The organism is Pseudomonas gingeri, from assembly GCF_013386165.1.
Lineage (GTDB): Bacteria > Pseudomonadota > Gammaproteobacteria > Pseudomonadales > Pseudomonadaceae > Aquipseudomonas > Aquipseudomonas gingeri_C.
In genome coordinates this window covers 506,070-530,781 of the sequence record NZ_JACAOS010000001.1, presented here as the reverse complement: position 1 = coordinate 530,781, position 24,712 = coordinate 506,070, and the positions used below count along the sequence as shown (strand labels likewise).

At 61.6% G+C, this 24,712-nt stretch carries 21 protein-coding genes and 2 tRNA genes; 14 read left to right on the top strand and 9 right to left on the bottom strand.

The genetic code is table 11. From position 1 onward, the window contains the following. Positions 1–41 precede the first annotated feature (41 nt). From HX866_RS02275 to HX866_RS02260, 4 genes are all read right to left on the bottom strand, one after another. Positions 42–335, bottom strand: a complete 294-nt coding sequence (locus HX866_RS02275; protein ID WP_152740251.1) for a co-chaperone GroES — start codon at positions 333–335, stop codon at positions 42–44. Between the two features lie 250 nt (positions 336–585). Further along, on the bottom strand, positions 586–1,059 hold the full coding sequence (locus HX866_RS02270) for an FxsA family protein (protein WP_121137260.1): 474 nt from the start codon (positions 1,057–1,059) through the stop codon (positions 586–588). A gap of 65 nt (positions 1,060–1,124) precedes the next feature. Continuing rightward, positions 1,125–1,856, bottom strand: a complete 732-nt coding sequence (locus tag HX866_RS02265; protein ID WP_177137897.1) for a HugZ family pyridoxamine 5'-phosphate oxidase — start codon at positions 1,854–1,856, stop codon at positions 1,125–1,127. Positions 1,857–1,968: 112 nt separating this feature from the next. After that, on the bottom strand, positions 1,969–2,976 hold the full coding sequence (locus HX866_RS02260; RefSeq protein WP_177124078.1) for a DUF481 domain-containing protein: 1,008 nt from the start codon (positions 2,974–2,976) through the stop codon (positions 1,969–1,971). Positions 2,977–3,147: 171 nt separating this feature from the next. Here HX866_RS02260 and HX866_RS02255 point away from each other — a divergent pair, with 171 nt between their 5' ends. The 4 genes from HX866_RS02255 (at position 3,148) to HX866_RS02240 (ending at position 7,890) form a co-directional block, all read left to right on the top strand. After that, entirely contained in the window at positions 3,148–3,498 is a 351-nt protein-coding gene (locus tag HX866_RS02255; protein ID WP_177137895.1) for an MGMT family protein, read from the top strand. 43 nt (positions 3,499–3,541) lie between these two features. Continuing rightward, positions 3,542–5,086, top strand: a complete 1,545-nt coding sequence (locus tag HX866_RS02250) for an AmpG family muropeptide MFS transporter (RefSeq protein ID WP_177092924.1) — start codon at positions 3,542–3,544, stop codon at positions 5,084–5,086. A 117-nt stretch (positions 5,087–5,203) separates the two neighbouring features. Then, on the top strand, positions 5,204–6,919 hold the full coding sequence (locus HX866_RS02245; RefSeq protein ID WP_177092925.1) for a proline--tRNA ligase: 1,716 nt from the start codon (positions 5,204–5,206) through the stop codon (positions 6,917–6,919). A gap of 17 nt (positions 6,920–6,936) precedes the next feature. Then, a complete protein-coding gene (locus HX866_RS02240) occupies positions 6,937–7,890 on the top strand; it encodes a hypothetical protein (protein ID WP_177137894.1) in 954 nt (317 codons plus the stop codon). A 166-nt stretch (positions 7,891–8,056) separates the two neighbouring features. Here HX866_RS02240 and dinB read toward each other — a convergent pair whose 3' ends face one another. Beyond that, positions 8,057–9,118, bottom strand: coding sequence for a DNA polymerase IV (gene dinB / locus HX866_RS02235; RefSeq protein WP_177137892.1), 1,062 nt, complete (start codon positions 9,116–9,118; stop codon positions 8,057–8,059). Positions 9,119–9,412: 294 nt separating this feature from the next. On the opposite strand from dinB, the gene HX866_RS02230 reads away from it, so the two are divergent. The 4 genes from HX866_RS02230 to HX866_RS02215 all read left to right on the top strand — a co-directional run bounded on the left by HX866_RS02230 (position 9,413) and on the right by HX866_RS02215 (position 13,962). Next, a tRNA-Met gene (locus tag HX866_RS02230) sits at positions 9,413–9,489 on the top strand. A 195-nt stretch (positions 9,490–9,684) separates the two neighbouring features. After that, positions 9,685–9,761 (top strand) — tRNA-Met (locus HX866_RS02225). A gap of 278 nt (positions 9,762–10,039) precedes the next feature. Beyond that, positions 10,040–12,682, top strand: coding sequence for a bifunctional lysylphosphatidylglycerol flippase/synthetase MprF (gene mprF, locus HX866_RS02220; RefSeq protein WP_177092928.1), 2,643 nt, complete (start codon positions 10,040–10,042; stop codon positions 12,680–12,682). Continuing rightward, positions 12,682–13,962 carry a virulence factor family protein gene (locus HX866_RS02215; RefSeq protein WP_177099644.1) on the top strand — a complete coding sequence of 427 codons (1,281 nt, stop codon included), beginning with the start codon at positions 12,682–12,684 and terminating at the stop codon, positions 13,960–13,962. Before mprF ends, HX866_RS02215 begins: the two co-directional genes overlap by 1 nt. Positions 13,963–14,146: 184 nt before the next feature. Here HX866_RS02215 and HX866_RS02210 read toward each other — a convergent pair whose 3' ends face one another. After that, positions 14,147–16,048: a potassium transporter Kup gene (locus HX866_RS02210; RefSeq protein ID WP_177092930.1), complete on the bottom strand. Its 1,902-nt coding sequence runs from the start codon at positions 16,046–16,048 to the stop codon at positions 14,147–14,149. A gap of 300 nt (positions 16,049–16,348) precedes the next feature. Here HX866_RS02210 and rimO point away from each other — a divergent pair, with 300 nt between their 5' ends. From rimO to HX866_RS02185, 5 genes are all read left to right on the top strand, one after another. Beyond that, positions 16,349–17,686 (top strand): 30S ribosomal protein S12 methylthiotransferase RimO, encoded by a 1,338-nt coding sequence (gene rimO / locus HX866_RS02205; RefSeq protein WP_177099642.1) that lies wholly within the window; start codon positions 16,349–16,351, stop codon positions 17,684–17,686. Positions 17,687–17,788: 102 nt separating this feature from the next. Beyond that, positions 17,789–18,238 (top strand): GNAT family N-acetyltransferase, encoded by a 450-nt coding sequence (locus tag HX866_RS02200; protein ID WP_177099640.1) that lies wholly within the window; start codon positions 17,789–17,791, stop codon positions 18,236–18,238. A gap of 75 nt (positions 18,239–18,313) precedes the next feature. Next, positions 18,314–19,024: an rRNA pseudouridine synthase gene (locus HX866_RS02195; protein ID WP_177092933.1), complete on the top strand. Its 711-nt coding sequence runs from the start codon at positions 18,314–18,316 to the stop codon at positions 19,022–19,024. A 54-nt stretch (positions 19,025–19,078) separates the two neighbouring features. Beyond that, complete coding sequence (locus tag HX866_RS02190) at positions 19,079–19,540, top strand: DUF1456 family protein (RefSeq protein WP_177092934.1); 462 nt, start codon at positions 19,079–19,081, stop codon at positions 19,538–19,540. 105 nt (positions 19,541–19,645) lie between these two features. Continuing rightward, a complete protein-coding gene (locus HX866_RS02185; RefSeq protein WP_177092935.1) occupies positions 19,646–20,416 on the top strand; it encodes an SDR family oxidoreductase in 771 nt (256 codons plus the stop codon). Between the two features lie 185 nt (positions 20,417–20,601). On the opposite strand, the gene HX866_RS02180 is transcribed toward HX866_RS02185, so the two are convergent. Beyond that, positions 20,602–21,699, bottom strand: coding sequence for a PLP-dependent cysteine synthase family protein (locus HX866_RS02180; RefSeq protein ID WP_177093361.1), 1,098 nt, complete (start codon positions 21,697–21,699; stop codon positions 20,602–20,604). Between the two features lie 314 nt (positions 21,700–22,013). Here HX866_RS02180 and nhaA point away from each other — a divergent pair, with 314 nt between their 5' ends. Beyond that, positions 22,014–23,195 (top strand): Na+/H+ antiporter NhaA, encoded by a 1,182-nt coding sequence (nhaA, locus tag HX866_RS02175; RefSeq protein ID WP_177137883.1) that lies wholly within the window; start codon positions 22,014–22,016, stop codon positions 23,193–23,195. Between the two features lie 108 nt (positions 23,196–23,303). On the opposite strand, the gene HX866_RS02170 is transcribed toward nhaA, so the two are convergent. After that, positions 23,304–23,768, bottom strand: a complete 465-nt coding sequence (locus HX866_RS02170; protein WP_177092937.1) for a glycine zipper 2TM domain-containing protein — start codon at positions 23,766–23,768, stop codon at positions 23,304–23,306. A gap of 284 nt (positions 23,769–24,052) precedes the next feature. Beyond that, a complete protein-coding gene (gene pdxH / locus HX866_RS02165) occupies positions 24,053–24,700 on the bottom strand; it encodes a pyridoxamine 5'-phosphate oxidase (RefSeq protein ID WP_177099636.1) in 648 nt (215 codons plus the stop codon). Positions 24,701–24,712 lie beyond the last annotated feature (12 nt).

Genomic DNA, 24,712 nt, shown 5'->3' with positions numbered 1-24,712 from the left:
TTCCTTGAATACTTTGTCGTAGCGGGAAAAATGAGCGGGAATCAGCCTTCGATAACAGCGAGAATCTCGTTCTCAGCCATTACCAACAGGTCTTCGCCGTCTACTTTCACAGTGTTGCTGCCGGAGTAAGGGCCGAACACAACCTTGTCACCCACTTTCACAGCCAGCGCACGGACTTCACCGTTGTCCAGCACGCGGCCGGTACCTACAGCAAGAATTTCACCGTGGTTGGCTTTCTCGGCAGCCGAACCTGGCAGCACGATACCGCCTGCGGTTTTCTTCTCTTCTTCGCTGCGACGGATGACGACGCGGTCATGCAGAGGACGAAGCTTCATTGTCGATCTCTCCTAATTATGGTTTTCAAGGGTCGATGTCGATACCGACCGGTTTAGCAAATCCGGCGTTGCCGGTTGCGGCTCGCCAAGCGAACCGCGAAAGACTGTCTGGCGATTTTCGCCAAAACCTTGCGGTGACCGTTACATAAGGTCACCAAAGGCTATTTCAAGGGCAGAGTGACGTTTTTTTTACCTTGGAGCGCCGAAAACCAACACGGCACCCGAAGGTGCCGTGTCGATCCAGTGACGATCAGGAATCGCGGTGTTCAAACTCGCCTTCGATCACCTGGGGTTGCCGGCTGGTGGCCGGTGCCGACCCCGACGGACCACGCGGCTGCAGGTCGTCGGCAAAAGCCCGTTGACGCAGCGCCTGCTCTTCGACACGCCGACGCATGCGGTCGGCCAGCAGGCGGCGGGTCATCGGCAACAGCAGGACCAGGCCGATGATGTCGCTGATAAAGCCCGGCAACAACATCAAGCCGCCACCCAGGGCCAGCATCAGGCCCTCGAGCATGGTCTGTGCCGGCAGTTCGCCACGGCTCAGGCTTTCCCGTGCCCGCAACGCCGTGGCGATCCCCGCGACCCGCAGGACCAGCACACCCAGCATCGAACCGAGAATGATCAGCGCCAGGGCCGGGAAAAACCCGATCGCGGTGCTGACCTGGAAGAATACATACAGCTCTAGCACCGGAAACAGCAGAAAGAGCAATAGAAAAGCGCGCATCAAATGGTTCCTCTACGGAAGAATACCTTCCACTTAACCTTAGATGACGTCAACCGTTCGTGAATTCAAGCTGAAGCCACTTCCTTTTTTGGCCAATGCTCGGCGCGAGCCAGGGAAACCAAGGCTTCGCGAACTTGTGTCGGCGTGTTGCAAGACGCTTCGAAGGGCAACCAGTACAGCGCCTGGCCGATGCGCAGGTGCATACCTTCGGTGTCGATACCCGCCAGTTGCGCCGGTACCGCATCCGGCAGGCCGGCCAGGGCGACGTAGTGGGCGATGGCCTTGGCGTGGTCGCTGTTCATATGCTCGACCATGCTGATTTCGGCCTTGCCAGCGAAGGGGTTGGCCAGGGTCACCTGATCCAGCCAGTGGATCGCGCCGAAACCGCCGATGTAGCGGTGCCGCACCGGGTTGAGCACCCAGAAATCGAAGTTGTGCGCCTCATGGTAGCTCTGCGAGTCTGGGAAGTAGCGATAGTAGCGCTCGGCCGCGGCTGCAATCGCTTCGGGATCGCTGAGCTTTTCGGCCTCGGCCAGGTAGGTCAGGCGACCGACCGCCTGGATATCCGCGGCTTCGCGTTCTCCCACCAGCAGGGAACACTTGGGGTCCTTCTGCAGGTTATGGGTGTGCTGGGCGATCCGGCTGATCAGGATCAGTGCCCGCCCCTGGTCGTCAAGGCAATAAGGCACCACGGAGCCAAACGGGAAACCGGGCATGGCCTTGGAGTGCGTGGACAACACACCCCGGTACTCCTTGAGCAGCAGCTCGCGGGCATTCTTGGCAACTTCAACGCTCACCTTTTGACTCCTCGTCAGACACCGTCGGCAAGCCTTGAGACTTGCGAATGAAAATCAATGACAAAGTAAACGTTATCCACGACGGATGCCAGGGTCGGCGAGGTTCCGTGCGTTACCAGACCACGCCGAAGCCTGCCGTGTAGCGGGTCTTGTTCAGGCTGGTTTCGGCATCGCCCTGGACGACGTTGCGTTCGGCCTTGAGGTTCAGCGAGGCCCAGTCGGTGATCTTGTAGCGCAGGCCCATCTGGGCGTCGAGGGAATACTGCGAAGGCCCGCTCAGCGGTCTGCCGACTTCACCGTTGGTGAAGAACTGCACGGTCTTGCCCACCAGATAACGGTTGTAGTCCCATTTCATGCCCAGGGAATAGAAGTTCTTCTTCTCGCCATCAGAGTATTCGTAGTCGGTATTGTTGAGCAGCGAGCCGAGGGAAAAAGCCCCCAGCTCATCGTCCCAGAACTGGTAGCCCGGGCCGGTACCGACGATGCGTTGGCGCGACAGGTCTTCCACCAGGTCACGCTTGTAGGTCAGGCGCCCCTGCCAGAACCACTTCTCGGTAATAAAGCGGTCCAGGGCATACTCGACGTTCCAGTTGTTGGTGGTCACGACACCGGTCTGCAACTCGCGGTTGTACTCCCCCTGGGCGTTATGTCGCCAAGCACCGTGGCGAGCGGTGGTCTTGAAAGCAATGTCGTAGTCGTCGGTGTCCTGGTCCGCCCGCTTGTAGTCCAGGGCCAGGTCGACATTGCCCTTCCACACCAGGTCTTCGATCACCGGCTTGGGCTTGATGATCTGCTGGATACTCGCGAGATCGACGGTTTTCGGCGCCTCGCCATTGATCAGCGTGACCTTGCCATCGGCCGCTGCGCGCAGGGACTTGGCTTTCTCGCCCGTGTAGGCAGACTGCTTGACCAGCAGTTCCTGGTCGCTTTCCAGGGTCTTGACCTGCTTCCAGTCCACCGGGATCGCCCCGGCGTAGTCGGTCTGGATCAGCAGCTTGCCACCGTCGAACAGCGTGATCTTTCCGCTCAGGCGATCGCCGTTCTTCAGCCAGACGGTATCGGCCAGCAACGGCGTCGAGGCGCTGACAACAGCAAGGCACAGCAGGGTTCTGGATAACATAAGCAGAGAGAGGACTCGGGTTTGCGGAAAAAAACCGGCATTATCCCTCAGGGTAGGGTAATGCCTTGACCAAGGAGGGACCGACTGAACAACGTCCTAGTTCAATAATCACTCTCAACTTGCAGAAATGACCTACATCAGCAGCCAGATCCCTGAACAGGACTGCCCCCAATGAACGAAGACAGCGCCGTCGAAAGCCCTGCGCAGATGCGCCGCACGGCCCTCTACCTGACCCTGGCGCAAGTCCCCGAAGGACGGGTCGTGACCTATGGCCAGCTCGCCGAGCTGGCGGGCCTGGGGCGTGCCGCGCGCTGGGTCGGTCGGACCTTGAGCCAATTACCCGCCGACACGCGCCTGCCCTGGCACCGGGTACTGGGTGCCGGTGGTCGGATCAGCCTGCCGGCCGGCAGCCCATCCGGTGACGAACAACGCGCCCGGCTGCGGACTGAAGGCCTCACGGTCCTGAACAATCGTGTCGATATCAAGCGCCATGGCTGGCGCCCGATAGAGCACAGCGGTTAGAGTGCGCGCTTTGTTTCCGCTAACCTGAGGCAGATTCCAGCCCATGCCCCGTAAAACCTGGCGCGCCGCGCTCGCCGCTTATGCCAGCCCATCGACACTCGTGCTCTTGCTGCTCGGTTTCGCCGCCGGTCTGCCTTATATGTTGGTGTTCTCCACGCTTTCCGTCTGGCTGCGTGAAGCCGGCGTCGCACGCGAGACCATCGGTTATGCCAGCCTGATCGGCTTGGCCTATGCCTTCAAATGGGTCTGGTCGCCTTTGCTCGACCAATGGCGCCTGCCCCTGCTCGGCAAACTCGGACGGCGACGCTCCTGGCTGGTGCTGGCGCAGATCCTGATCGTTCTCGGTTTGATCGGCATGGGTTTCTGCGACCCACAGAAACACCTGTCCTGGCTGATCGCCATTGCCGTGATCGTGGCATTCGCCTCCGCGACCCAGGACATCGCGGTGGACGCTTATCGCCTGGAAATCGCCAACGACAGCCAGCAAGCCGCCCTCGCCGCCAGCTATATGTCCGGCTATCGGGTCGCGGCCCTGCTGGCCACCGCCGGCGCGCTGTTTTTCGCCGAGGGTTTCGGCTCCACCGGCTTCAGCTATAAACACTCGGCCTGGACCGGCACCTACGTGCTGTTCGGCCTGCTGATGATCCCGGCGCTGCTCACTACCTTCTTCATGCGCGAACCGCCAGTGCCGCTGCGAACCCAGCTGTCCGCCGGGCGCTACAGTTTCGTCCACCAGCTGTCCTCGGTCTTCGTGCTGATCATCCTGCTGGTCTCGGTGCCGGCGATGTTCACCCAGCTCTACAACACCGATTTCGCCAGCGTGCTGTTCCAGGGCCGGAGCATGCTCGACCTGCTGCTGGAAGACCGCGCCTTCCTGCGGGCCATCCTCTACACCATCCTCACTACCCTCTGCCTGTCGAGCATGGGCCGCCGCGGCCTGGCTCCGGTGCTGACACCGGTCAATGACTTTATCGTCCGTTATCGCTGGCAGGCCCTGCTGTTGCTGGGGCTGATCGCCACCTACCGGATGTCGGACACGGTGATGGGCGTGATGGCCAACGTGTTCTATATCGACCAGGGTTTCACCAAGGACCAGATCGCCGGGGTCAGCAAGATCTTCGGCCTGATCATGACCCTGCTGGGGGCCGGCATGGGCGGGCTGCTGATCGTGCGCTTTGGCATCCTGCCGATCCTGTTCATCGGTGGTGCGGCCTCGGCGGCGACCAACCTGCTGTTCATGCTGCTGGCCGACATGGGCCCGAACCTGAAGATGCTGATCGTCACCATCTCCCTGGACAACTTCAGTTCAGGCATGGCGACCTCGGCCTTCGTCGCCTACCTGTCGAGCCTGACCAACCTGAAGTTCTCCGCGACCCAGTACGCCCTGCTCAGCTCGATCATGCTCCTGCTGCCGCGCTTGATCGGCGGCTATTCCGGGGTGATGGTGGAAAAGTTCGGCTACCACAAGTTCTTCATCATTACCGCCGTGATGGGCATCCCGACCCTGATCCTGATTGCCATCCACTGGTATCAATCCAGTCGTGGCGAAGGCGCGATGCCCGCCGCCGTCGGCGAAGAAACCCCGTAAACACTGGACGCCACCGCCCTTCCCCAGGGCGGCGCGGCGACACGCCTGTACGTCGCCGAATCACACCCGTACAATGCCCAGTCATTTTCAGTCATCAGCAAGCGACAACGGCCAACCATGCGCACCAGTCAATATTTGCTCGCCACACAGAAAGAAACGCCTTCCGATGCGGTCGTGATCAGCCACCAGCTGATGCTGCGTGCCGGGATGATCCGCAAACTCGCTTCCGGCCTGTACACCTGGCTGCCCATGGGCCTGCGCGTAATGCGCAAGGTCGAAGCCATCGTGCGCGAGGAAATGAACGCCGCCGGTGCCCTGGAAGTGCTGATGCCCGGTATCCAACCGGCTGAACTGTGGCAGGAATCCGGTCGCTGGGAACAATACGGCCCTGAGCTGCTGCGCCTGAAAGATCGCCACGATCGTGACTTCTGCGCCGGCCCGACCCACGAAGAAGTGATCACCGATCTGTGCCGCAACGAGCTGAGCAGCTACAAGCAGCTGCCGATCAACCTGTACCAGATCCAGACCAAATTCCGTGACGAAATCCGTCCACGCTTCGGCCTGATGCGCGGTCGCGAGTTCATCATGAAGGACGCCTACTCCTTCCACGCCGACCAGGCCTCGCTGCAGGTCACCTACGACCGCATGCACCAGGCGTACTGCAATGTCTTTACCCGCCTGGGCCTGAAGTTCCGCCCGGTGGAAGCGGACAACGGCTCCATCGGTGGCGCCGGTTCCCATGAGTTCCACGTACTGGCCGAGTCCGGCGAAGACGATATCGTCTTCAGCAACGGCTCCGAGTACGCAGCGAACATCGAGAAAGCCGAAGCCGTGCCTCGCGAAACCTCCCGCGCGGCACCGAGCGAAGCGCTGCGCCTGGTCGACACCCCTGACGCGAAAACCATTGCGCAGTTGGTTGAAGGCTACAACCTGGCGATCGAAAAGACCGTCAAGACCCTGATCGTCCACGCCGAAGAAGCCGGCAAGCTGATTGCCCTGATCATCCGTGGCGACCACGAACTGAACGAAATCAAGGCCGGCAACCAGCCAGGCGTCGCCAGCCCGCTGGTCATGGCCTCCGACGCCGAACTGCGTGACGCCATCGGCGCTGGCGCCGGTTCCCTCGGCCCGCTGAACCTGCCGCTGCCAATCATCATCGACCGTTCGGTCGAGCTGATGAGCGACTTCGGTATCGGTGCCAACATCGACGACAAGCACTACTTCGGCGTCAACTGGGAACGTGACCTGCCCGTACCGACCGTGGCCGACCTGCGTAACGTCGTGGCCGGCGATCCGAGCCCGGACGGCAAGGGCACCCTGGAGATCAAGCGCGGCATCGAAGTCGGCCATATCTTCCAGCTGGGCACCAAGTACAGCGAAGCAATGAAGTGCCAGGTCCTGGGCGAGAACGGCAAGCCGGTCACCCTGACCATGGGCTGCTACGGTATCGGTGTTTCCCGCGTGGTCGCCGCCGCCATCGAACAGAACAACGACGCCAACGGCATCATCTGGAGCGACTCCCTCGCGCCGTTCCAAATCGCCCTGGTACCGCTGCGCTACGAGACCGAACTGGTTCGCGAAGCCACCGACAAGCTCTACGCCGAACTGACGGCCGCCGGCTTCGAAGTGCTGCTGGACGACCGCGACAAGAAAACCAGCCCGGGCATCAAGTTTGCGGACATGGAACTGGTCGGCATCCCCCATCGGATCGTGGTCAGCGACCGCGGCCTGGCCGAAGGCAACCTGGAATACAAGAGCCGCACCGAGGCCGAGGCGCACGCGCTGCCGGTCGCCGAAGTGCTGTCGTTCCTTCAGGCCCGTATCCGTCGCTGAGTCCAGATAGAGCGCCCATGTTCAATCGAAGTACCTTAGCCCTCGGGGGCGCCGCACTGTGCGGCGCCCTGCTGGTCAGCGGCTGCGCCAATCACATGTCACAAAGCAGCGAGCATGAAGAGCGCATCGAGCGCAAACTGCTCGCGCATAATTTGCAGATCGATGTCGGCGACCCCAAGATCCTTGAGCTGCCGCAACGCCGCGTGCGGATTCACGAGCAGAAGACCTTCGAAGTCACCGAGTTCGACGTCACCCGTCGCTATGACCGCTACACGCCGTATCAAGGCTGGCGCAAGGTCTATGAAATGCCCCTGGGCGCCGTGGCACTGGTCGGCGGCGTCGGCGCCAATGTGGCGAATATCTTTGCCCTCGGTCACCTGCCGGACAGCATGACCCATGGCTGGCTCAAGGACGGCATCGACGGCCTCAATCCGTTCATGAACGTCGAGTCCGGCGGGCGTGCCCAGCGTAACCTTGCCGGGGTCGAGGACGTCCAGCGTGACAAACGCACGGAATACTCAAGCCCGCCCTGGTCGGAACGACCGGTGGAAGTCGTCGCCGGCAAGCAGACCGCGGAACTGACCACCGACCGCAACGGCGTGCTGCGCCTCAACCTGCTGGACAGCCCGTTTGCCGAGCAGGACCTGTATCGCATCGGCAATCTGCAGATCCGCGTGGAAGATGCCCAGGGGCAAATCCATTCGGATTCAAGCCTGTCCATCAGCAGCACCCTGCGCGGCAAACTGCTGGAAGCCCACGACCTGATCTACAACGACCTGGAGGGTGACGACGTCAACCAATGGGTGCATCGGGTCAAGCGCTTGTCAGAGTTGGGGCTGGAAGACGAAGCCAGCGAACTGGAACAGAGCCTGATCGAACTGACCCGCAACGATCCCGAGTTGCAGCGTGAGTTTCTCAAGACCCTGACCAGAAAAACCGGGCGACTGGTCGCGGATCCCGAGGCCCACTAAGGCACTCGGAAAGAAGACAAAATCTGTGGGAGACGGCTTGCTGGCGATGGCGTCAGCAAGAACACCGCAAGACTCAAGGGCCTCATCGCTGGCAAGCCAGCTCCTACAGGGACCGCGTCGATCATCGTGGTACGTTAACGAGCAGGACGGTATCGACAGGACCGCCTCACTGACTGAACAACTCCAGTTGCTCATGACCACCGCGCAAATCCTGCAAACGCACGCCGATCCCCAGCAACCGTACCGGCCGCTCCCCTCGGGCAAAGGCCTGGCTCAGCAACTGCCGATAACTCTCCAGATCCCGCCCTGCCCCAGCCTGCTCCAGGGTCGTCTGGGTGAAGTCGTGGAACTTCACTTTGACGAACGGCTTGCCCGGTCGATAGCTGCTGTCGAGCCGGGCAATGCGTCCGGCAAGGGTTTCCATCAGTTCGGGGAGTTTTTCCAGGCAACTGGCAAGGTCCGGCAGGTCGGCATCGTAGGTATTTTCGACACTGACCGACTGCCGCCGACTGTCGTTGTGCACCAGCCGCTCATCGATCCCACGGGCCAGCCCCCACAGTCGCTCGCCAAAACTGCCGAACTCACGGACCAGGGCCAACTTGCCCCACTCGCGCAATTGCAGGCAATCGACAATCCCCAGCCGCCCGAGCTTGTCCGCCGTGACCTTGCCCACCCCGTGCAGTTTCTTGACCGGCAAGCCGGCGACAAAATCCTCCACCTGGTCCGGCGTGATCACAAACAACCCATTGGGCTTTTTCCAGTCGCTGGCGATCTTGGCCAGGAACTTGTTCGGCGCCACTCCGGCAGAAACGGTGATGTGCAATTGTTTCGACACCCGACGCCGGATGTCCTGGGCGATACGTGTCGCGCTGCCGGCAAAGTGCGGGCTGTCGGACACATCCAGGTAAGCTTCATCCAGGGACAAGGGTTCGATCAGGTCGGTGTAGTCGCGAAAGATCGCCTGGATATCCTTCGACGCCTCCTTATAGGCATCCATGCGCGGCTTGACGATGACCAGGTCCGGACACAGGCTCAAGGCATGCCGCGACGACATTGCCGAACGCACACCAAAGGCCCGCGCCTCGTAATTGCAGGTGGCAATCACCCCGCGCCGATCCGCCGATCCCCCCACAGCCATGGGCTTGCCGGCCAGGCTCGGGTTATCACGCATCTCGATGGCGGCGTAGAAGCAATCACAGTCGACGTGGATGATTTTGCGTTGCGTCATGAAAACACGGGTTCATTCAGGGAGCGGAAACGCTACAGGCCGACAGTATCTCACCAGCACCTGTATATAGCACCAGTAGTTTGATTCTTCCTCTTTAGCCGTAGGAAAACACCCTTTTGAATTTAGTTTCTCAATCGAAACCCGGTCCCTGATAGAGCTGTAAGCCTTGCACGGCATGGCCCGGAGGCTCGCCGCAGGGTCCGTTCTGAACGCTAAGCATTTGAACAATAAAGAGGTTTTTCTTAATTAGGGTTTGACAGCCTGGCGTTTCTCTGTAGAATGCCGACACACAGACGCGGGATGGAGCAGTCTGGTAGCTCGTCGGGCTCATAACCCGAAGGTCGTCGGTTCAAATCCGGCTCCCGCAACCAAACATCAAAAAAGGCTACTCGAAAGAGTGGCCTTTTTTGTGCGTGCCTGTTTTTCCACCCCGAGTTAAAAAACCTTGATTGTCGGACACTTACTGAAGGCGACCGGCCAAATCGAGGCTTTGCGCATTATTTTGACCAAATGGACCATTAACGGTTGACACCTCGCCGTTCGGCTGTAGAATGCCGCCACACAGACGCGGGATGGAGCAGTCTGGTAGCTCGTCGGGCTCATAACCCGAAGGTCGTCGGTTCAAATCCGGCTCCCGCAACCAAATATCAGAAAAGGCTGCTCGAAAGAGTGGCCTTTTTTGTATCCGCCGAAAAAACTTTCATCCGATCATTACAGTAAGGATCGAACCCTCGACGGATACCGCAGTCAATGGCTGCACAGGCTAAGCTGAATCCGCAACAAACTTCCTCTACAACAGCCCGGGGCGTGGGTCGCCGTACAACGGCCAGACACGTTAATATTTGCACTTATTTTGTCCATAGGGATTGGTAACTTGGCTGGATACCCCCATCCTGTCGCGCACAATCCTCGAGGTGATTGATGCGCGCCAACTCGTCCGAACCACACGATACTGTTACAGCGACACACCCGATCACCGCCAACCGTCTCCGTTGGCTGGATCTGTTGAGCAAGTACCGGCAGTCCGTCGGCTTGGCCGTCACCCTGTTTCTGTTCGCCATCGCCTTGATCGCCTGTCGTCACCTGTTGATTGAACTCGACCTGGACGCCCTGCACGATTCGATTCTCAGCGTGCCCAAACCGGCCCTGGGCGGCGCCCTGGCAGCGACCGCCATCGGCTTCATTATCCTCCTGGGTTATGAATGGTCTGCCAGTCGCTACGCCGACGTGCAGCTGCCCAAGCGCACCCTGGTACTCGGCGGTTTCACTGCCTTCGCCATCGGCAATGCCATCGGCCTGTCACTGCTCTCCGGTGGTTCGGTACGCTATCGACTCTATGCCCGTTTTGGCCTGGGGGCCGCCGAAGTCGCGCGGATGACCCTGTTCGCCAGCCTGTCGCTGGGCTGCGCACTGCCACCACTGGCGGCCCTGGCGACCCTGAGCAACCTGCCCGCGGCATCCGAAGCCCTGCACCTGCCCGCCTACCTCCTCGGTGGCATCGCCGTGGTCGTGTTGGCCCTGGCCGCCCTGCTGGCGATCGGCATCTACCGTCGGCGCCTGCCGGAACAACCGATCAAGGACAACCTGCTGGTCAAGGTCGGACGTCGCACCCTGCGCCTGCCGAGTGCCCGCCTGACCCTGCTGCAACTGGTCATCACCGCCCTGGACGTAGCCGCTGCGGCGACCGTGCTCTATCTGCTATTGCCCGTCGCCCCACCGTTCGGCCCCTTCCTGCTGGTCTACCTGCTGGCCCTGGCCGCCGGTGTACTCAGCCATGTGCCTGGCGGCGTCGGTGTCTTCGAAGCCATTCTGCTGGCGGCCTTCGCCAATGAACTGGGCGCCGCGCCCCTGGCCGCTGCGTTGCTGCTGTATCGCCTGATCTACGTGCTGTTACCGTTGCTGCTGGCCTGTCTGGCCCTGTTGAGCACCGAAGCCCAGCGCCTGATGACCACCCGCCAGAGCATGCGGGTCGCCTCCGGCCTCGCGGCGCCGATCCTCGCCGTGCTGGTGTTCCTCTCCGGTGTGGTCCTGCTGTTCTCCGGCGCGACCCCGGAAATCGACACGCGCCTGGAAGGCATCGACTTCCTGGTCCCGGATCGCCTGATCGACGCCTCGCACTTCGGTGCCAGCCTGGTAGGCGTGTTGTGCCTGCTGCTGGCCCAGGGCTTGCGTCGACGCTTGTCCGCCGCCTGGATGCTGACCATGACCTTGCTGCTGGTGGGCGCCCTGCTCTCGCTGCTCAAGGGTTTCGATTGGGAAGAAGCCAGCATGCTCACGGCCACCGCCTGTCTGCTGGGGATTTTCCGTCGCTCCTTCTATAGACCCAGCCGCCTGACCGAACTGCCATTCTCGCCGCTGTACCTGGTGGCCAGTCTGTGCGTGCTCGGGGCTTCGGTCTGGCTGCTGCTGTTCGCTTACCAGGACGTGCCCTACAGCCACGAGCTCTGGTGGCAGTTCGCGCTGGATGGCGATGCGCCCCGTGGCTTGCGTTCGCTGCTGGGGGCCGCCGTGGTCCTGGTCGCCGTTTCGCTGACCTGGCTGCTGCGTACCGCGCGCCCGGTGATCCACCAGCCCACCAGCGATGAAATGGAGCGGGCATTCAAGGTGCTGATGGCCTCGGACCAGCCTGACGGCGGCCTGGCTCTCACCGGTGACAAGGCATTCCTGTTCCACCCCACCGACACCGCTTTCCTGATGTACGCCCGCCGTGGCCGCAGCCTGGTGGCGCTGTACGATCCGATCGGACCGACGCGCCAGCGCGCCGAACTGATCTGGCAATTCCGCGACCTCTGCGACACCCACCACGCCCGTCCGGTGTTCTACCAGGTGCGTGCGGAAAACCTGCCGTACTACATGGACATCGGCCTGACCGCCATCAAGCTCGGTGAAGAAGCCCGGGTCGACCTGCTGCGCTTTGACCTCGAGTCCAAGGGCAAGGAAATGAAGGACCTGCGCTACACCTGGAACCGGGGTAGCCGTGATGGTCTGTCGCTGGAAATCTATGAGCCGGGGCAAGCCCCGCTGGATGAGCTCAAGGTCATCTCCGATGCCTGGCTCACCGGCAAGAACGTGCGCGAGAAAGGTTTCTCCCTGGGCCGTTTCAGCCCCGAGTACATCAACCATTTCCGCGTCGCGATCGTGCATTTCGAAGGGCGCCCGGTGGCGTTCGCCAACCTGCTCGAGACCCACAGCCATGAACTGGCCAGTCTCGACCTGATGCGTTCGCACCCCGAAGCCCCCAAGCTGACCATGGAGTTCTTGATGGTTGGCCTGATTCAGCATTATAAGGCTCACGGATATGCGCGTTTCAGCCTGGGGATGGTGCCGTTGTCGGGCCTGCAACCGCGGCGCGGCGCACCACTGACCCAGCGCCTGGGCTCGATGGTGTTCCAGCGCGGCGAGCAGCTCTACAACTTCCAGGGCCTGCGTCGCTTCAAGGACAAGTTCCAGCCTGATTGGGAACCACGTTACATGGCCGTGCCGGCAGGACTTGATCCGCTGGTCGCATTGGCCGATACCGCCGCCCTCATTGCGGGCGGCTTGACTGGATTGGTGAAACGCTGATGATTCAACGCTCCTGGCGGTTATTACTGGTAATCGTGCTGCTCCTGGCCGCGCTCGCGGGAGGCGGCTACTGGTTCTGGAACCGTCCCCCGCCGGAACCGACGCTTGAACACTTGAGCCAGGCCGACGGTTCGACCCTGACTCGCCTGACACCCGGCACCACGCCCAAGGCCCAGGTCGTTGTGGCGACCCTCGCCGAAGACGCCCTGAGCGACGCTCAATTGTCCGCCCTGAGTCGCAGTGGCGCGGCGCTGATCGTCCAGGTGATCCTGCCCAAAGACGACTGCACGCTGCAACAAAAGACCCTGGACGGCGCCCTGCAACAACTGAAAGGTCCGGCGACCCTGGTCAGCGGCATCGGCCCGGGCGCGTCCCTGGCCTGGAACTGGCTGGCCTCCCAGACCAGCGACAAGGCCCAGGCGATCTCGGTGGGGTTTGTCCTCGATCAACCGGATTGCAAGACCCCGGTACCGAAGACAGCGGCCCACGGCCACTGGCTGGTGGCCTGGAACGACGGCCCGGATGATCCGAGCGCGGCGTTCGTGCGCGACCAGGCGAATGCCGAAACCAGCATCAGCGACTATGACATCCACCTGCCCCAGGTGTTGAACAACGAACTGCGCAAGATGCTGGTGGGTACGGACAACGGCGGCCTGGCGATTCCCGTGGTGGACGTGCCGTCGGAGAAACCCAGCGACACCGTGACCCTGTTCCTCTCCGGCGACGGTGGCTGGCGCGACCTGGACCGGGACGCGGCGGGTTATATGGCGAAGATGGGCTACCCGGTGGTGGGCATCGATACCCTGCGCTACTACTGGCAGCACAAGAGCCCGGAACAGACCGCTGCCGACCTGACCGAACTGATGCAGCACTATCGGCAAAAATGGGGCGCCAAGCGCTTCGTTCTGGCCGGTTACTCCTTCGGTGCCGACGTCCTGCCGGCGATCTATAACCGCCTGCCGGAAAACGAGCAGCAGCGGGTCGACGCGATCATCCTGCTGGCTTTCGCCCGCAGCGGCAGTTTCGAGATCCACGTAGACGGTTGGCTGGGCAAGGCCGGGATCGAACTCGACACCGGTCCGGACATGGCCAAACTGCCGGCCGCCAAGGTGCTGTGCATCTATGGGCAGGACGAAGTGAAGGAAAGTGGCTGCACCACCACTACGGCGGTGGGAGAAGCCGTCAAGTTGCCAGGGGGCCATCACTTCGACGAGAACTACCCGGCGTTGGCCAAGCGTTTGGTGGATGCGATTCAGAAGCGGCAGGTTAAAAGCGAGTAATGCGAGCCCTGTAGGAGCTGGCTTGCCAGCGATAGCGTCAGTGAATCCAGCACCGCCATCGCGAGCAAGCTTGCTCCTACAAGGTCCCAGCCCCGGCGATACTCCCGGTAAGCTCGCTCCTACACCCCAAAGAAAAAGCCCCTGCTGCCTTACGGCAACAGGGGCTTTTTCATACCCGAGACAATCAGATCTCGACCTGCGTCCCCAGCTCGATCACCCGGTTCACCGGCAGCTTGAAGAAGCGCAGGTTACCGTTGGCATTCTTCAGCATGAAGGCGAACAGGCTCTCCCTCCAACGCGCCATACCGACAATCTTCGAAGCGATCACCGTCTCGCGACTGAGGAAATAGGTGGTGCGCATCGGGCTGAAATCCAACTCGTCCAGATGGCACAACTTCAGCGCCTCAGGCACGTCCGGCTCATCGATAAAGCCGAAGTGCAGGATGACCCGGAAGAACCCCTCGCCATACGCATCGACCTCGAACCGCCGCTGTGCCGGCACCCGCGGGATATCCTCATAGACCACCGTCAGCAATACCACCTGCTCGTGCAGCACCTGGTTATGCAGCAGGTTATGCAACAGCGCGTGGGGCACCGCATCCGGCCGCGCCGTGAGGAACACCGCCGTACCCTGCACCCGATGGGGCGGCTGCACGCGAATACTGCCGATAAAGATCGGCAACGGCAGGCCACCCTCGTCGAGGCGGTCCATCAGCAGCTCCTTGCCGCGTTTCCAGGTGGTCATGAGGATAAACAGCACGATCCCCGCCAATACAGGAAAGGCACCGCCCTGGACGATCTTGGGTACGTTGGCGGCGAAGAACAGCCCGTCCACCAACAGGAAGCCCACCAGGATCGGCACGGTCAGGATCGGCGACCATTTCCACAGCAGCAACATCACCGCCGCCACCAGGATACTGGTGATCAGCATGGTCCCGGTCACTGCCACGCCATAAGCCGAAGCCAGGGCGTTGGACGAACCGAAACCGATCACCAGCAGGATCACGCCGATCATCAGGGTCCAGTTCACCGCACCGATGTAGATCTGCCCCTGCTCGGCACTCGAGGTGTGCTGGATATGCATGCGCGGGATGTAGCCCAACTGGATCGCCTGGCGAGTCAACGAGAACGCCCCGGAGATCACCGCCTGGGAAGCGATCACCGTTGCCAGGGTCGACAGCACCACCAAGGGTATCAAGGCCCAGTCCGGTGCCAGCAGGTAGAAGGGGTTGCGCGCCGCGTCCGGGTTACCCAGCAGCAAGGCACCCTGGCCGAAGTAGTTCAGCACCAGCGCCGGCAGCACCAGGGCGAACCAGGCACGGGCAATCGGCTTGCGACCGAAGTGGCCCATGTCGGCATACAAGGCTTCGGCACCGGTCAATGCCAGCACCACCGCACCGAGAATCGCCACACCCATGCCCGGATGGACGATAAAGAAGTGCACGCCCCACATCGGGTTCAGCGCGCTCAACACTTCAGGGTGCAGGGAAATACCGTAGACCCCCATCACCCCGAGTATCACGAACCACGCCACCATCACCGGCCCGAACAGCTTGCCGATGCTCGCGGTACCGTGTCTCTGGATCAGGAACAACGCCACCAGCACCACCAGCGACAGCGGCACCACCCAGTGCTCCAGCCCGTCGAAGGCGATTTCCAGACCCTCGACCGCCGAGAGTACCGAAATCGCCGGGGTGATCATGCTGTCGCCATAAAACAGCGCCGCACCGATCAGCCCGAGAATCACCAGCACCGACTGCAATTTCGGATAGGACGCCGAGGCCCGCCGCGCCAGCGCGGTCAGGGCCATGATCCCACCCTCGCCCTGGTTGTCGGCCCGCAGGATAAACAACACGTACTTGATCGAGACCACCCAGATCAGCGACCAGAAAATCAGTGCCAGGATCCCGAAGACACCGTCATGGTTGACCTGTACCCCGTAACCGCCAGTGAACACCTCCTTGAGGGTATATAACGGGCTGGTGCCGATGTCGCCGTACACCACCCCTACCGCCGCTACCAGCATACCCAACGGTTTTGCCGTCGAGTGCCCGACCTGCCCCTCACTCACTGCCTGACCACCCATCAACTACTCCTACACCCCGGACTAAGGCTTCTTTCAAGAAGCACTATGCTTTTTCACGCAGCATGCGCTGTTTTTCTTACAGTTGCCGACGATTTATATGTCATCGGTTATTTGAGACAAAAAATGACAGTGACTCGCATCGGGCGAAGCATAGCGCAGCACTCGTCGCATTTCCCTGCATAAAGCTGGTCAAGTGACTCCGCCATCGCTAGAATTGCGCACTTTTTGATCAGAGGCGCATCAGCGCCCACGCGATGCCCTTGTCCCAAGCGGCTCGACACCCTAATACCGAGGTTAGACATGTCCACCCCTACCGCGCCAGCCAACCCCAAGGTCGGCTTCGTATCCCTGGGTTGCCCGAAAGCTCTGGTCGACTCCGAGCGCATCCTTACGCAACTGCGCATGGAAGGCTATGACGTCGTGTCCACCTACCAGGACGCCGACGTCGTGGTGGTCAACACCTGCGGCTTTATCGACAGCGCCAAGGCCGAGTCCCTGGAAGTGATCGGCGAAGCCATCAAGGAAAACGGCAAGGTGATCGTCACCGGCTGCATGGGCGTCGAAGAAGGCAACATCCGCAAGGTGCACCCCAGCGTACTGGCCGTGACCGGCCCGCAGCAGTACGAGCAGGTGGTCAACGCCGTGCACGAAGTCGTGCCGCCGCGCCAGGATCACAACCCGCTGATCGACCTGGTACCGCCACAGGGCATCAAGCTGACGCCGCGCCACTACGCGTACCTGAAGATTTCCGAAGGCTGCAACCACAGCTGCAGCTTCTGCATCATCCCGTCGATGCGTGGCAAGCTGGTCAGCCGTCCGGTCGGCGACGTCCTCGACGAGGCCCAGCGCCTGGTCAAGTCCGGGGTCAAGGAACTGCTGGTGATCTCCCAGGACACCAGCGCCTACGGCGTCGACGTGAAGTACCGCACCGGTTTCTGGAACGGCGCGCCGGTGAAAACCCGCATGACCGAACTGTGCGAAGCCCTCAGCAGCCTGGGTGTGTGGGTGCGCCTGCACTACGTCTACCCGTACCCGCATGTCGACGAACTGATCCCGCTGATGGCCGCCGGCAAAATCCTGCCGTACCTGGACATCCCGTTCCAGCACGCCAGCCCGAAAGTGCTCAAGTCGATGAAACGACCGGCGTTCGAAGACAAGACCCTGGCGCGGATCAAGAACTGGCGGGAAATCTGTCCGGACCTGATCATCCGTTCGACCTTCATCGTCGGCTTCCCCGGTGAAACCGAGGAGGACTTCCAGTACCTGCTCAATTGGCTGACCGAAGCCCAGCTCGACCGTGTCGGCTGCTTCCAGTACTCGCCGGTCGAAGGCGCACCGGCCAACGACCTCGGCCTGGACGTGGTCCCGGATGACGTCAAGCAGGACCGCTGGGATCGCTTCATGGCCCACCAGCAGGCCATCAGCACCGCGCGCCTGCAACTGCGCATCGGCCGTGATATCGAAGTGCTGATCGACGAAGTCGACGAGCAAGGCGCGGTCGGCCGTTGCTTCTTCGACGCCCCGGAAATCGACGGCAACGTGTTCATCGAAGGTGCCGGCGACCTCAAGCCTGGCGACAAAGTCTGGTGCCGCGTCACCGACGCCGACGAATACGACCTCTGGGCCGAAACCCTCTAAGCTGTAAATAAACTGAAAAGCCCCGCACTTTCAACGAGATGCGGGGCTTTTTTACGTCTATAGTCTGGCGTGTGAACCACTGCGATGGAAGGAATCTGCTGCATGCGCCAGCTCCAGGTCATCCACACCCCCAGGCCCGGCGACTACCCGGAAATGGCCGAACTCTGGGAAGCCTCGGTGCGCGCCACCCATGACTTCCTCCCGGACAGCTACATCGAATTGCTGAAGAACATGCTGCTGACCCACTACCTGGATGCGGTCATGCTGATCTGTACCCGCGACTCGCGTCAGCGCATCACCGGGTTTGCCGGGGTCGCGGCGGGCAAGATCGAAATGCTCTTCATCGCCCCCAAGTCCCGAGGCACGGGCCTCGGCAAGCAGTTGCTCAGCTATGCCATCGAACACCTGAACGCCGATGAGCTGGACGTCAACGAACAGAATCCCCAGGCCATCGGCTTTTACTTCAAACAGGGCTTCGAAGTGATCGGGCGCTCGGAGATGGATGGCATGGGCCAGCCCTATCCGTTGCTGCATCTGCGCCTGAAGCGCTGAGTGCGACAAATGTTGCCGGGCTTAACCGGCGCCAGGCAGGTACAATAGCCGCCCCCCTTTTTTACGGCCGCCGTCATGTCTGAACCCACTCGCCTTTCCAAACGCCTGATCGAGCTGGTCGGCTGCTCCCGTCGGGAGGCCGAACTGTTCATCGAAGGCGGCTGGGTCACGGTCGATGGCGAAGTCATCGACGAACCGCAGTTCAAGGTCGAAGCCCAGAAAGTCGAGCTGGACCCCGAAGCCAAGGCCACCGCGCCGGAACCGGTGACCCTGCTGCTGCACCAACCGGCCGGCCTGGACGCCGACAGCGCGTTGCAACTGCTGCACGCCGAGACGCTCTCCGAGGAGCACCGCTACGGCAAGCGCCCGCTCAAGGGGCATTTCCTGCGGCTGACCGCGAGTACTGACCTGCAGGCCGGCGCCAGCGGCCTGGTGGTGTTTACCCAGGACTGGAAAATCCTGCGCAAGCTCACCGCCGACAGCGCCAAGATCGAACAGGAATACGTGGTGGAAGTCAGCGGTGACATCGTCGAACACGGCCTCAACCGACTGAGCCATGGCCTGACCTATAAGGGCCGCGAGCTGCCGGCGGTGAAGGCCAGCTGGCAGAACGAGAACCGCCTGCGTTTCGCGATGAAAAACCCGCAACCCGGAGTGATCGCGCTGTTTTGCCAGGCGGTCGGGCTCAAGGTCGTGTCCATCCGTCGGATCCGCATCGGCGGCGTCTCCATCGGCAAAGTGCCCGTGGGCCAATGGCGCTACCTGTCGACCAAGGAAAAATTCTAATCCCCGTTTCAACGCCGCGCAGATGCGCGGCGTCTACCTCTCAGGATGGCTTACATGATTCACAACGACGTACTGCGTAGCGTGCGCTACATGCTCGACATCAGCGACAACAAGGTCGTCGAGCTGATCAAGCTGACCGGCTTCGAAGCGGCCAAGGCCGATGTCGTCACCTACCTGAAAAAGGATGAGGAAGAAGGTTTCGTGCACTGCCCGGACGAAGTCATGGCGCATTTTCTCGACGGTCTGGTGATTTTCAAGCGTGGCAAGGACGAAAGCCGTCCAGCCTTGCCGGTCGAGCTGCCGGTGACCAATAACATCATCCTGAAGAAACTGCGGGTTGCCTTCGAACTGAAGGAAGACGACATGCACGCCATCCTCAAGGCCGCCGAGTTCCCGGTGTCCAAGCCGGAACTGAGCGCGCTGTTCCGCAAGTTCGGTCACACCAACTACCGTCCCTGTGGCGACCAGCTGCTACGCAACTTCCTCAAGGGGCTGACGCTGCGCGTTCGCGGCTGATCCGCCTCGGCGTGCATGGCGCATCATTGCGCCGCCCAATAGTGGCTCCGTTTTTGACACCTGACGACTAGGGTATGGACACCCTTTTCCCACTCAGGATTCGCCATGCACCCTTACTTCTCCCTGCAAGGCCGCACTGCGCTGGTGACCGGCGGTACGCGCGGTATCGGCAAGATGATCGCCAAGGCCTTTGTCGAAGCCGGTGCCCACGTCTACGTCTGCGCCCGGGATGCCCAAGCCTGCCAACAGACCGCCGATGAACTCGGCGCCTTGGGCCACTGCCAGGCCCTGCCCGCCAACCTGGCGACCGAGGAAGGCGTACTGGACCTCGCCACCCGCCTGGGCGGGCAGATCGACCGGCTGGATATCCTCGTCAACAACGCCGGCACCACCTGGGGCGCACCGCTGGAGAGCTATCCGGTGAAAGGCTGGGAGAAGGTCATGCAGTTGAACGTGACCTCGGTCTTCAACTGCATCCAGCAGTTCCTGCCGTTATTGCGCAAGGCCGGTTCGGCGGCGAACCCGGCGCGCATCATCAATATCGGTTCGGTGGCGGGGATTTCCTCCTTCGGCGAAGAGGCCTATGCCTATGGCCCGAGCAAAGCCGCCCTGCATCAACTGTCACGGATTCTGGCGCGGGAACTAGTCAGCCAGCACATCAACGTCAATGTGATCGCGCCGGGGCGCTTCCCGAGCAAGATGACCCAGCACATCGGCAACGACGAGCAGGCGCTGGCCGAAGACACGGCGTTGATTCCCATGAAGCGCTGGGGTCGGGAAGAAGAGATGGCGGCGCTGGCGATCAGCCTGGCGAGTACCGCCGGGGCGTACATGACCGGGAATATCATCCCGCTGGATGGTGGTTTCAGCCTGTAATCCCAGGAACACCTGAGGACTCACTTGTGGCGAGTGGGCTTACCCACGCTGGGGTGCGAAGCGCCCCTAAAACCAGTGATCGCGGTGTGTCAGGTAGAACACGGTGATCGGTTTTGCGACTGCTTCGCAGCCGAGCGCGGGCAAGCCCGCTCGCCACAGATGTCGACTATCCAGAAGTGCAGGGATCAGATCCCAGCCCGCAACACGCTCTCGGGTAGCGCCTCACCGCGTTCAACACTCGCCGCAACAACTGCAATCAGCCCGTCCAGTTCATACCCCTGGGCCGCTAGCCATTGCGGGTCGTAGTAGGTGGTGGCGTACCGCTCGCCACCATCACACAGGATCGCCACGATCGAACCGCTCTCCCCGGCCTCGACCATCTGCCGCGCCGCCATCAACGCGCCGATCAGGTTGGTCCCGCTGGACCCCCCGACCTTGCGCCCCAAACGCTGCGCCAGGTAGTGCATGGCCGCCAGGGACAGGGCATCCGGCACCTTGACCATGGCATCGATCACCTTGGGCAGGAACGACGCCTCGACCCGCGGACGCCCGATCCCTTCGATGCGCGAACCGCAGTCCAGGCGCAGACTGGCATCACCCGTCTGGTAAAAATCGAAGAACACCGAACGCTCGGCATCGGCGCACAACACCCGGGTACCATGCTGGCGATAACGCACATAGCGGCCCAGGGTCGCCGTCGTACCGCCAGTGCCGGGGCTGGAAATCAACCAGCTCGGTTCCGGATGGCGCTCGAAACGCAGTTGCTGGAAAATCGACTCGGCGATGTTGTTGTTCGCCCGCCAGTCGGTGGCGCGCTCGGCGTAGGTGAACTGGTCCATGAAATGACCACCGCTCTCCCGGGCCAGGCGCTCGGACTCGGCATAGATCTGCGTCGGGTCCTGCACCAGGTGGCTCTTGCCGCCGTAGAAGGCGATCTGCGCGATCTTCTCCTGGGAGGTGGTCGCCGGCATCACCGCGATAAACGGCAAGCCCAGCAGCCGCGCGAAGTAGGCTTCGGAGATCGCCGTCGAACCACTGGACGCCTCGATGACCGGCGCACCCTGGCGCAGCCAGCCATTACACAGCGCATAGAGGAACAGCGAACGGGCCAGGCGGTGCTTCAGGCTCCCGGTCGGGTGACTGGACTCGTCCTTGAAGTACAACTCGATGCCCGGCAGGCCCGGCAGCGGCAAGGGAATCAAGTGGGTATCGGCACTGCGCTGGAAGTCGGCTTCAATGATCCGGATGGCTTCCCGGGCCCACTGTCGGTTGTCGCTCATGATGGGTACTCGTGTTGGAACGGAGGCGCTCGAAAGCACTGACGGATGGCTGCGCCATTGGCCATGGCCACACCGCTGAAGGATAAACAACGATCGGCCCCCTGACAGGCCCCACCGCAATAATCCGCCAACTATAGGAAGTTTCCCACTCACCGCACAGATACAGTGAAGACGCAATTAGACACACAACTGCTAGGCTCTTTGCGGCAAGCCCTCAAGCACCCGCTTATAACAAAAAAGAATATAATTTTTGTTTTAACAACCAACAGTACGGGTTAGGGTGTCCTACCTTTTGAATTCATCAATGGAGAGCGACCTTGCCTCTGCGTAGCACTTTCACCCGTTTCTTTCAGTTGGAAGCTGCCGGCGGTCTGTTATTGATTGCCGCTGCAGCCCTGGCCCTGATCATCAACAATTCGCCGCTGTCGCACCTCTACGCCGGCCTGCTGGACGTGCCCGTGGTGGCGCAGGTCGGTGCCCTGCAAATCGCCAAGCCCCTGCTGCTGTGGATCAACGACGGCCTGATGGCGCTGTTCTTCCTGCTGATCGGCCTGGAGGTCAAGCGCGAACTCCTCGAAGGTCACCTGTCCAAGCCATCGCAGGTGGTACTGCCGGGCGCGGCGGCCATCGGCGGCATGGTGGTGCCGGCGCTGATCTACTGGTTCCTCAACCGTGACAACCCGGCGGCGCTGGGCGGCTGGGCAATCCCCATGGCCACCGACATCGCCTTCGCCCTCGGGGTCCTGGCCCTGCTCGGCAAACGGGTGCCGGTGTCGCTGAAGCTGTTCCTGATGACCCTGGCGATCATCGACGACCTGGGCGCGATCATCGTTATCGCGATCTTCTATTCCCATGAACTGTCGACGCTGTCACTGGCATTGGCGGGCACCTGCCTGGTGGCACTGATCGCGATGAATCGCCTGGGCGTGGTCAAGCTCGGGCCGTATATGGTGATTGGCCTGATTCTCTGGATCTGCGTACTCAAGAGTGGTGTACATGCCACGCTGGCCGGCGTGACCCTGGCGTTCTGCATTCCGCTGCGCACCCGCAACGCCGAAACCTCACCGTTGCTGAGCCTGGAACATGCGCTGCATCCCTGGGTGGCCTTCGGCATTCTGCCGCTGTTCGCCTTCGCCAATGCCGGTGTGTCCCTGACGGGGGTGAACCTGGAAAGCTTTACCCATCACGTGCCGATGGGCATCGCTGCGGGCCTGCTCATCGGCAAGACGGTCGGCGTGTTCGGCCTGACCTGGCTGGCGGTCCGCGCCGGCCTGGCAGCGCTGCCCCAAGGCGCCAACTGGGGGCAGGTGCTGGCCGTGGCCATTCTGTGCGGGATAGGTTTCACCATGAGCCTGTTCGTCGGCTCCCTGGCCTTTGTGCCGGGCAGCAGCGACTACGTGGGCATGGACCGCATGGGCATTCTCACCGGTTCCATCCTCGCGGCGCTGATCGGCTACGCGGTGATGGCCGTGTCCAGCCGCAAACCCAGCGCGACCTGAAGGCCGTAGCCTGCAAAATCGGTAACCCCCTTCAAATCGACACCGCGTAAAAAAGAAAACCCCGGCCAGTTCCCTGGCCGGGGTTTCTTTTCAAGGCTGACTGCGAAATCAGTGGGAAACGCGGCTGGTGCCACCCACGGTGGAGATACGCACGCGCTCGCCGACCCGGAAGATTTCGTTCGGCTGCACTTCCTGCACATAGGCGCGCATGCCGCCGTCGTCTTCACGCACGGTGATTTCAACACCTTGGGCGCTGGTCAGGCCTTTTTCAGCCATGTTGCCCAGCACGCCACCGGCGACCGCACCGATCACCGCGGTCACGATGCTGCCCTTGCCACCGCCGATGGCGCTGCCACCGACGCCACCGATAATCGCACCGGCACCGGCACCGATAGGCGAGTTGCTGCCTTCGATTTTCACCGGACGCAGCGATTCGATGGTGCCCATGCGGATGGTCTGGACGCGACGGGCTTCGTCACGGGAATAGGAATCGCCAGTCAGGCTGTTGGTGCAACCACCCAGCAACATGGCCATGGTGGAGAAGGAAGCAATCAACAAAACAGACTTACGCATAGGATCAACTCCAAAAGATATGACTTTAATTAAACTCCGCAGCTTGATCCCTGTCACGGCACCACACGGATAAAATGATGTTCATTCAGCGCCAGTACAGCCTTGGCACCCGGGAATTCGGAGCACATCAGTCGCTCTGATGGATCATGATCTGGCGCGACGGCTACCGGGAGACAGTGCAATACACAAAAAGTTCATATTTGAACATCGGTGTCCCCCGAGAGCAGCCCGCCGATTGTCGAGACTGCGGCTTGAAGCTACCGTCCCAGATCATCCAGATCAAATCAAGGTGCCAGGCGCCGACGCGTCCAGTCCGCGCCCACCAGACGGTAGTCGAGACGGTCATGCAGACGGCTGGCGCGACCTTGCCAGAACTCGATGCGCTCCGGCAGCAGACGGTAGCCACCCCAATGCTCCGGGCAATCCGGCTGTGTATCGCTGAAACGTGCTTCGGTGTTCTTGAGCAAGCCTTCGAGTTCTGCGCGATCAGCGATCACCCGGCTTTGCGGCGAAGCCCAGGCCCCCAGGCGGCTGCCCAGCGGGCGCACCTGGAAGTACGCATCCGACTCCTGCGCCGAGACCTTGACCACCCGCCCCTCGATCCGCACCTGGCGTTCCAGGGTCGGCCAGAAGAAGGTCATCGCGGCAAAGGGACGGGCCGCCAGTTGCCGGCCCTTGTCGCTTTCATAGTTGGTGAAGAAGGTAAAACCCGCCTCGTCCAAGCCCTTGAGCAACAGGATGCGGCAATGCGGGCGCCCTTCCTCGTCCACCGTCGCCAGGGTCATGGCATTGGCTTCGACGGGCGCCTGCTCGGTCTTCACCGCTTCAGCAAACCACTGGTGGAACAGCGCGAACGGCTCAGCCGGGGCCTGGGCCTCGGTGAGACCGTCACGGGTGTAGTCGCGGCGCATATCCGCCAGGGCTTGGGTCATGACGCGTTCCTT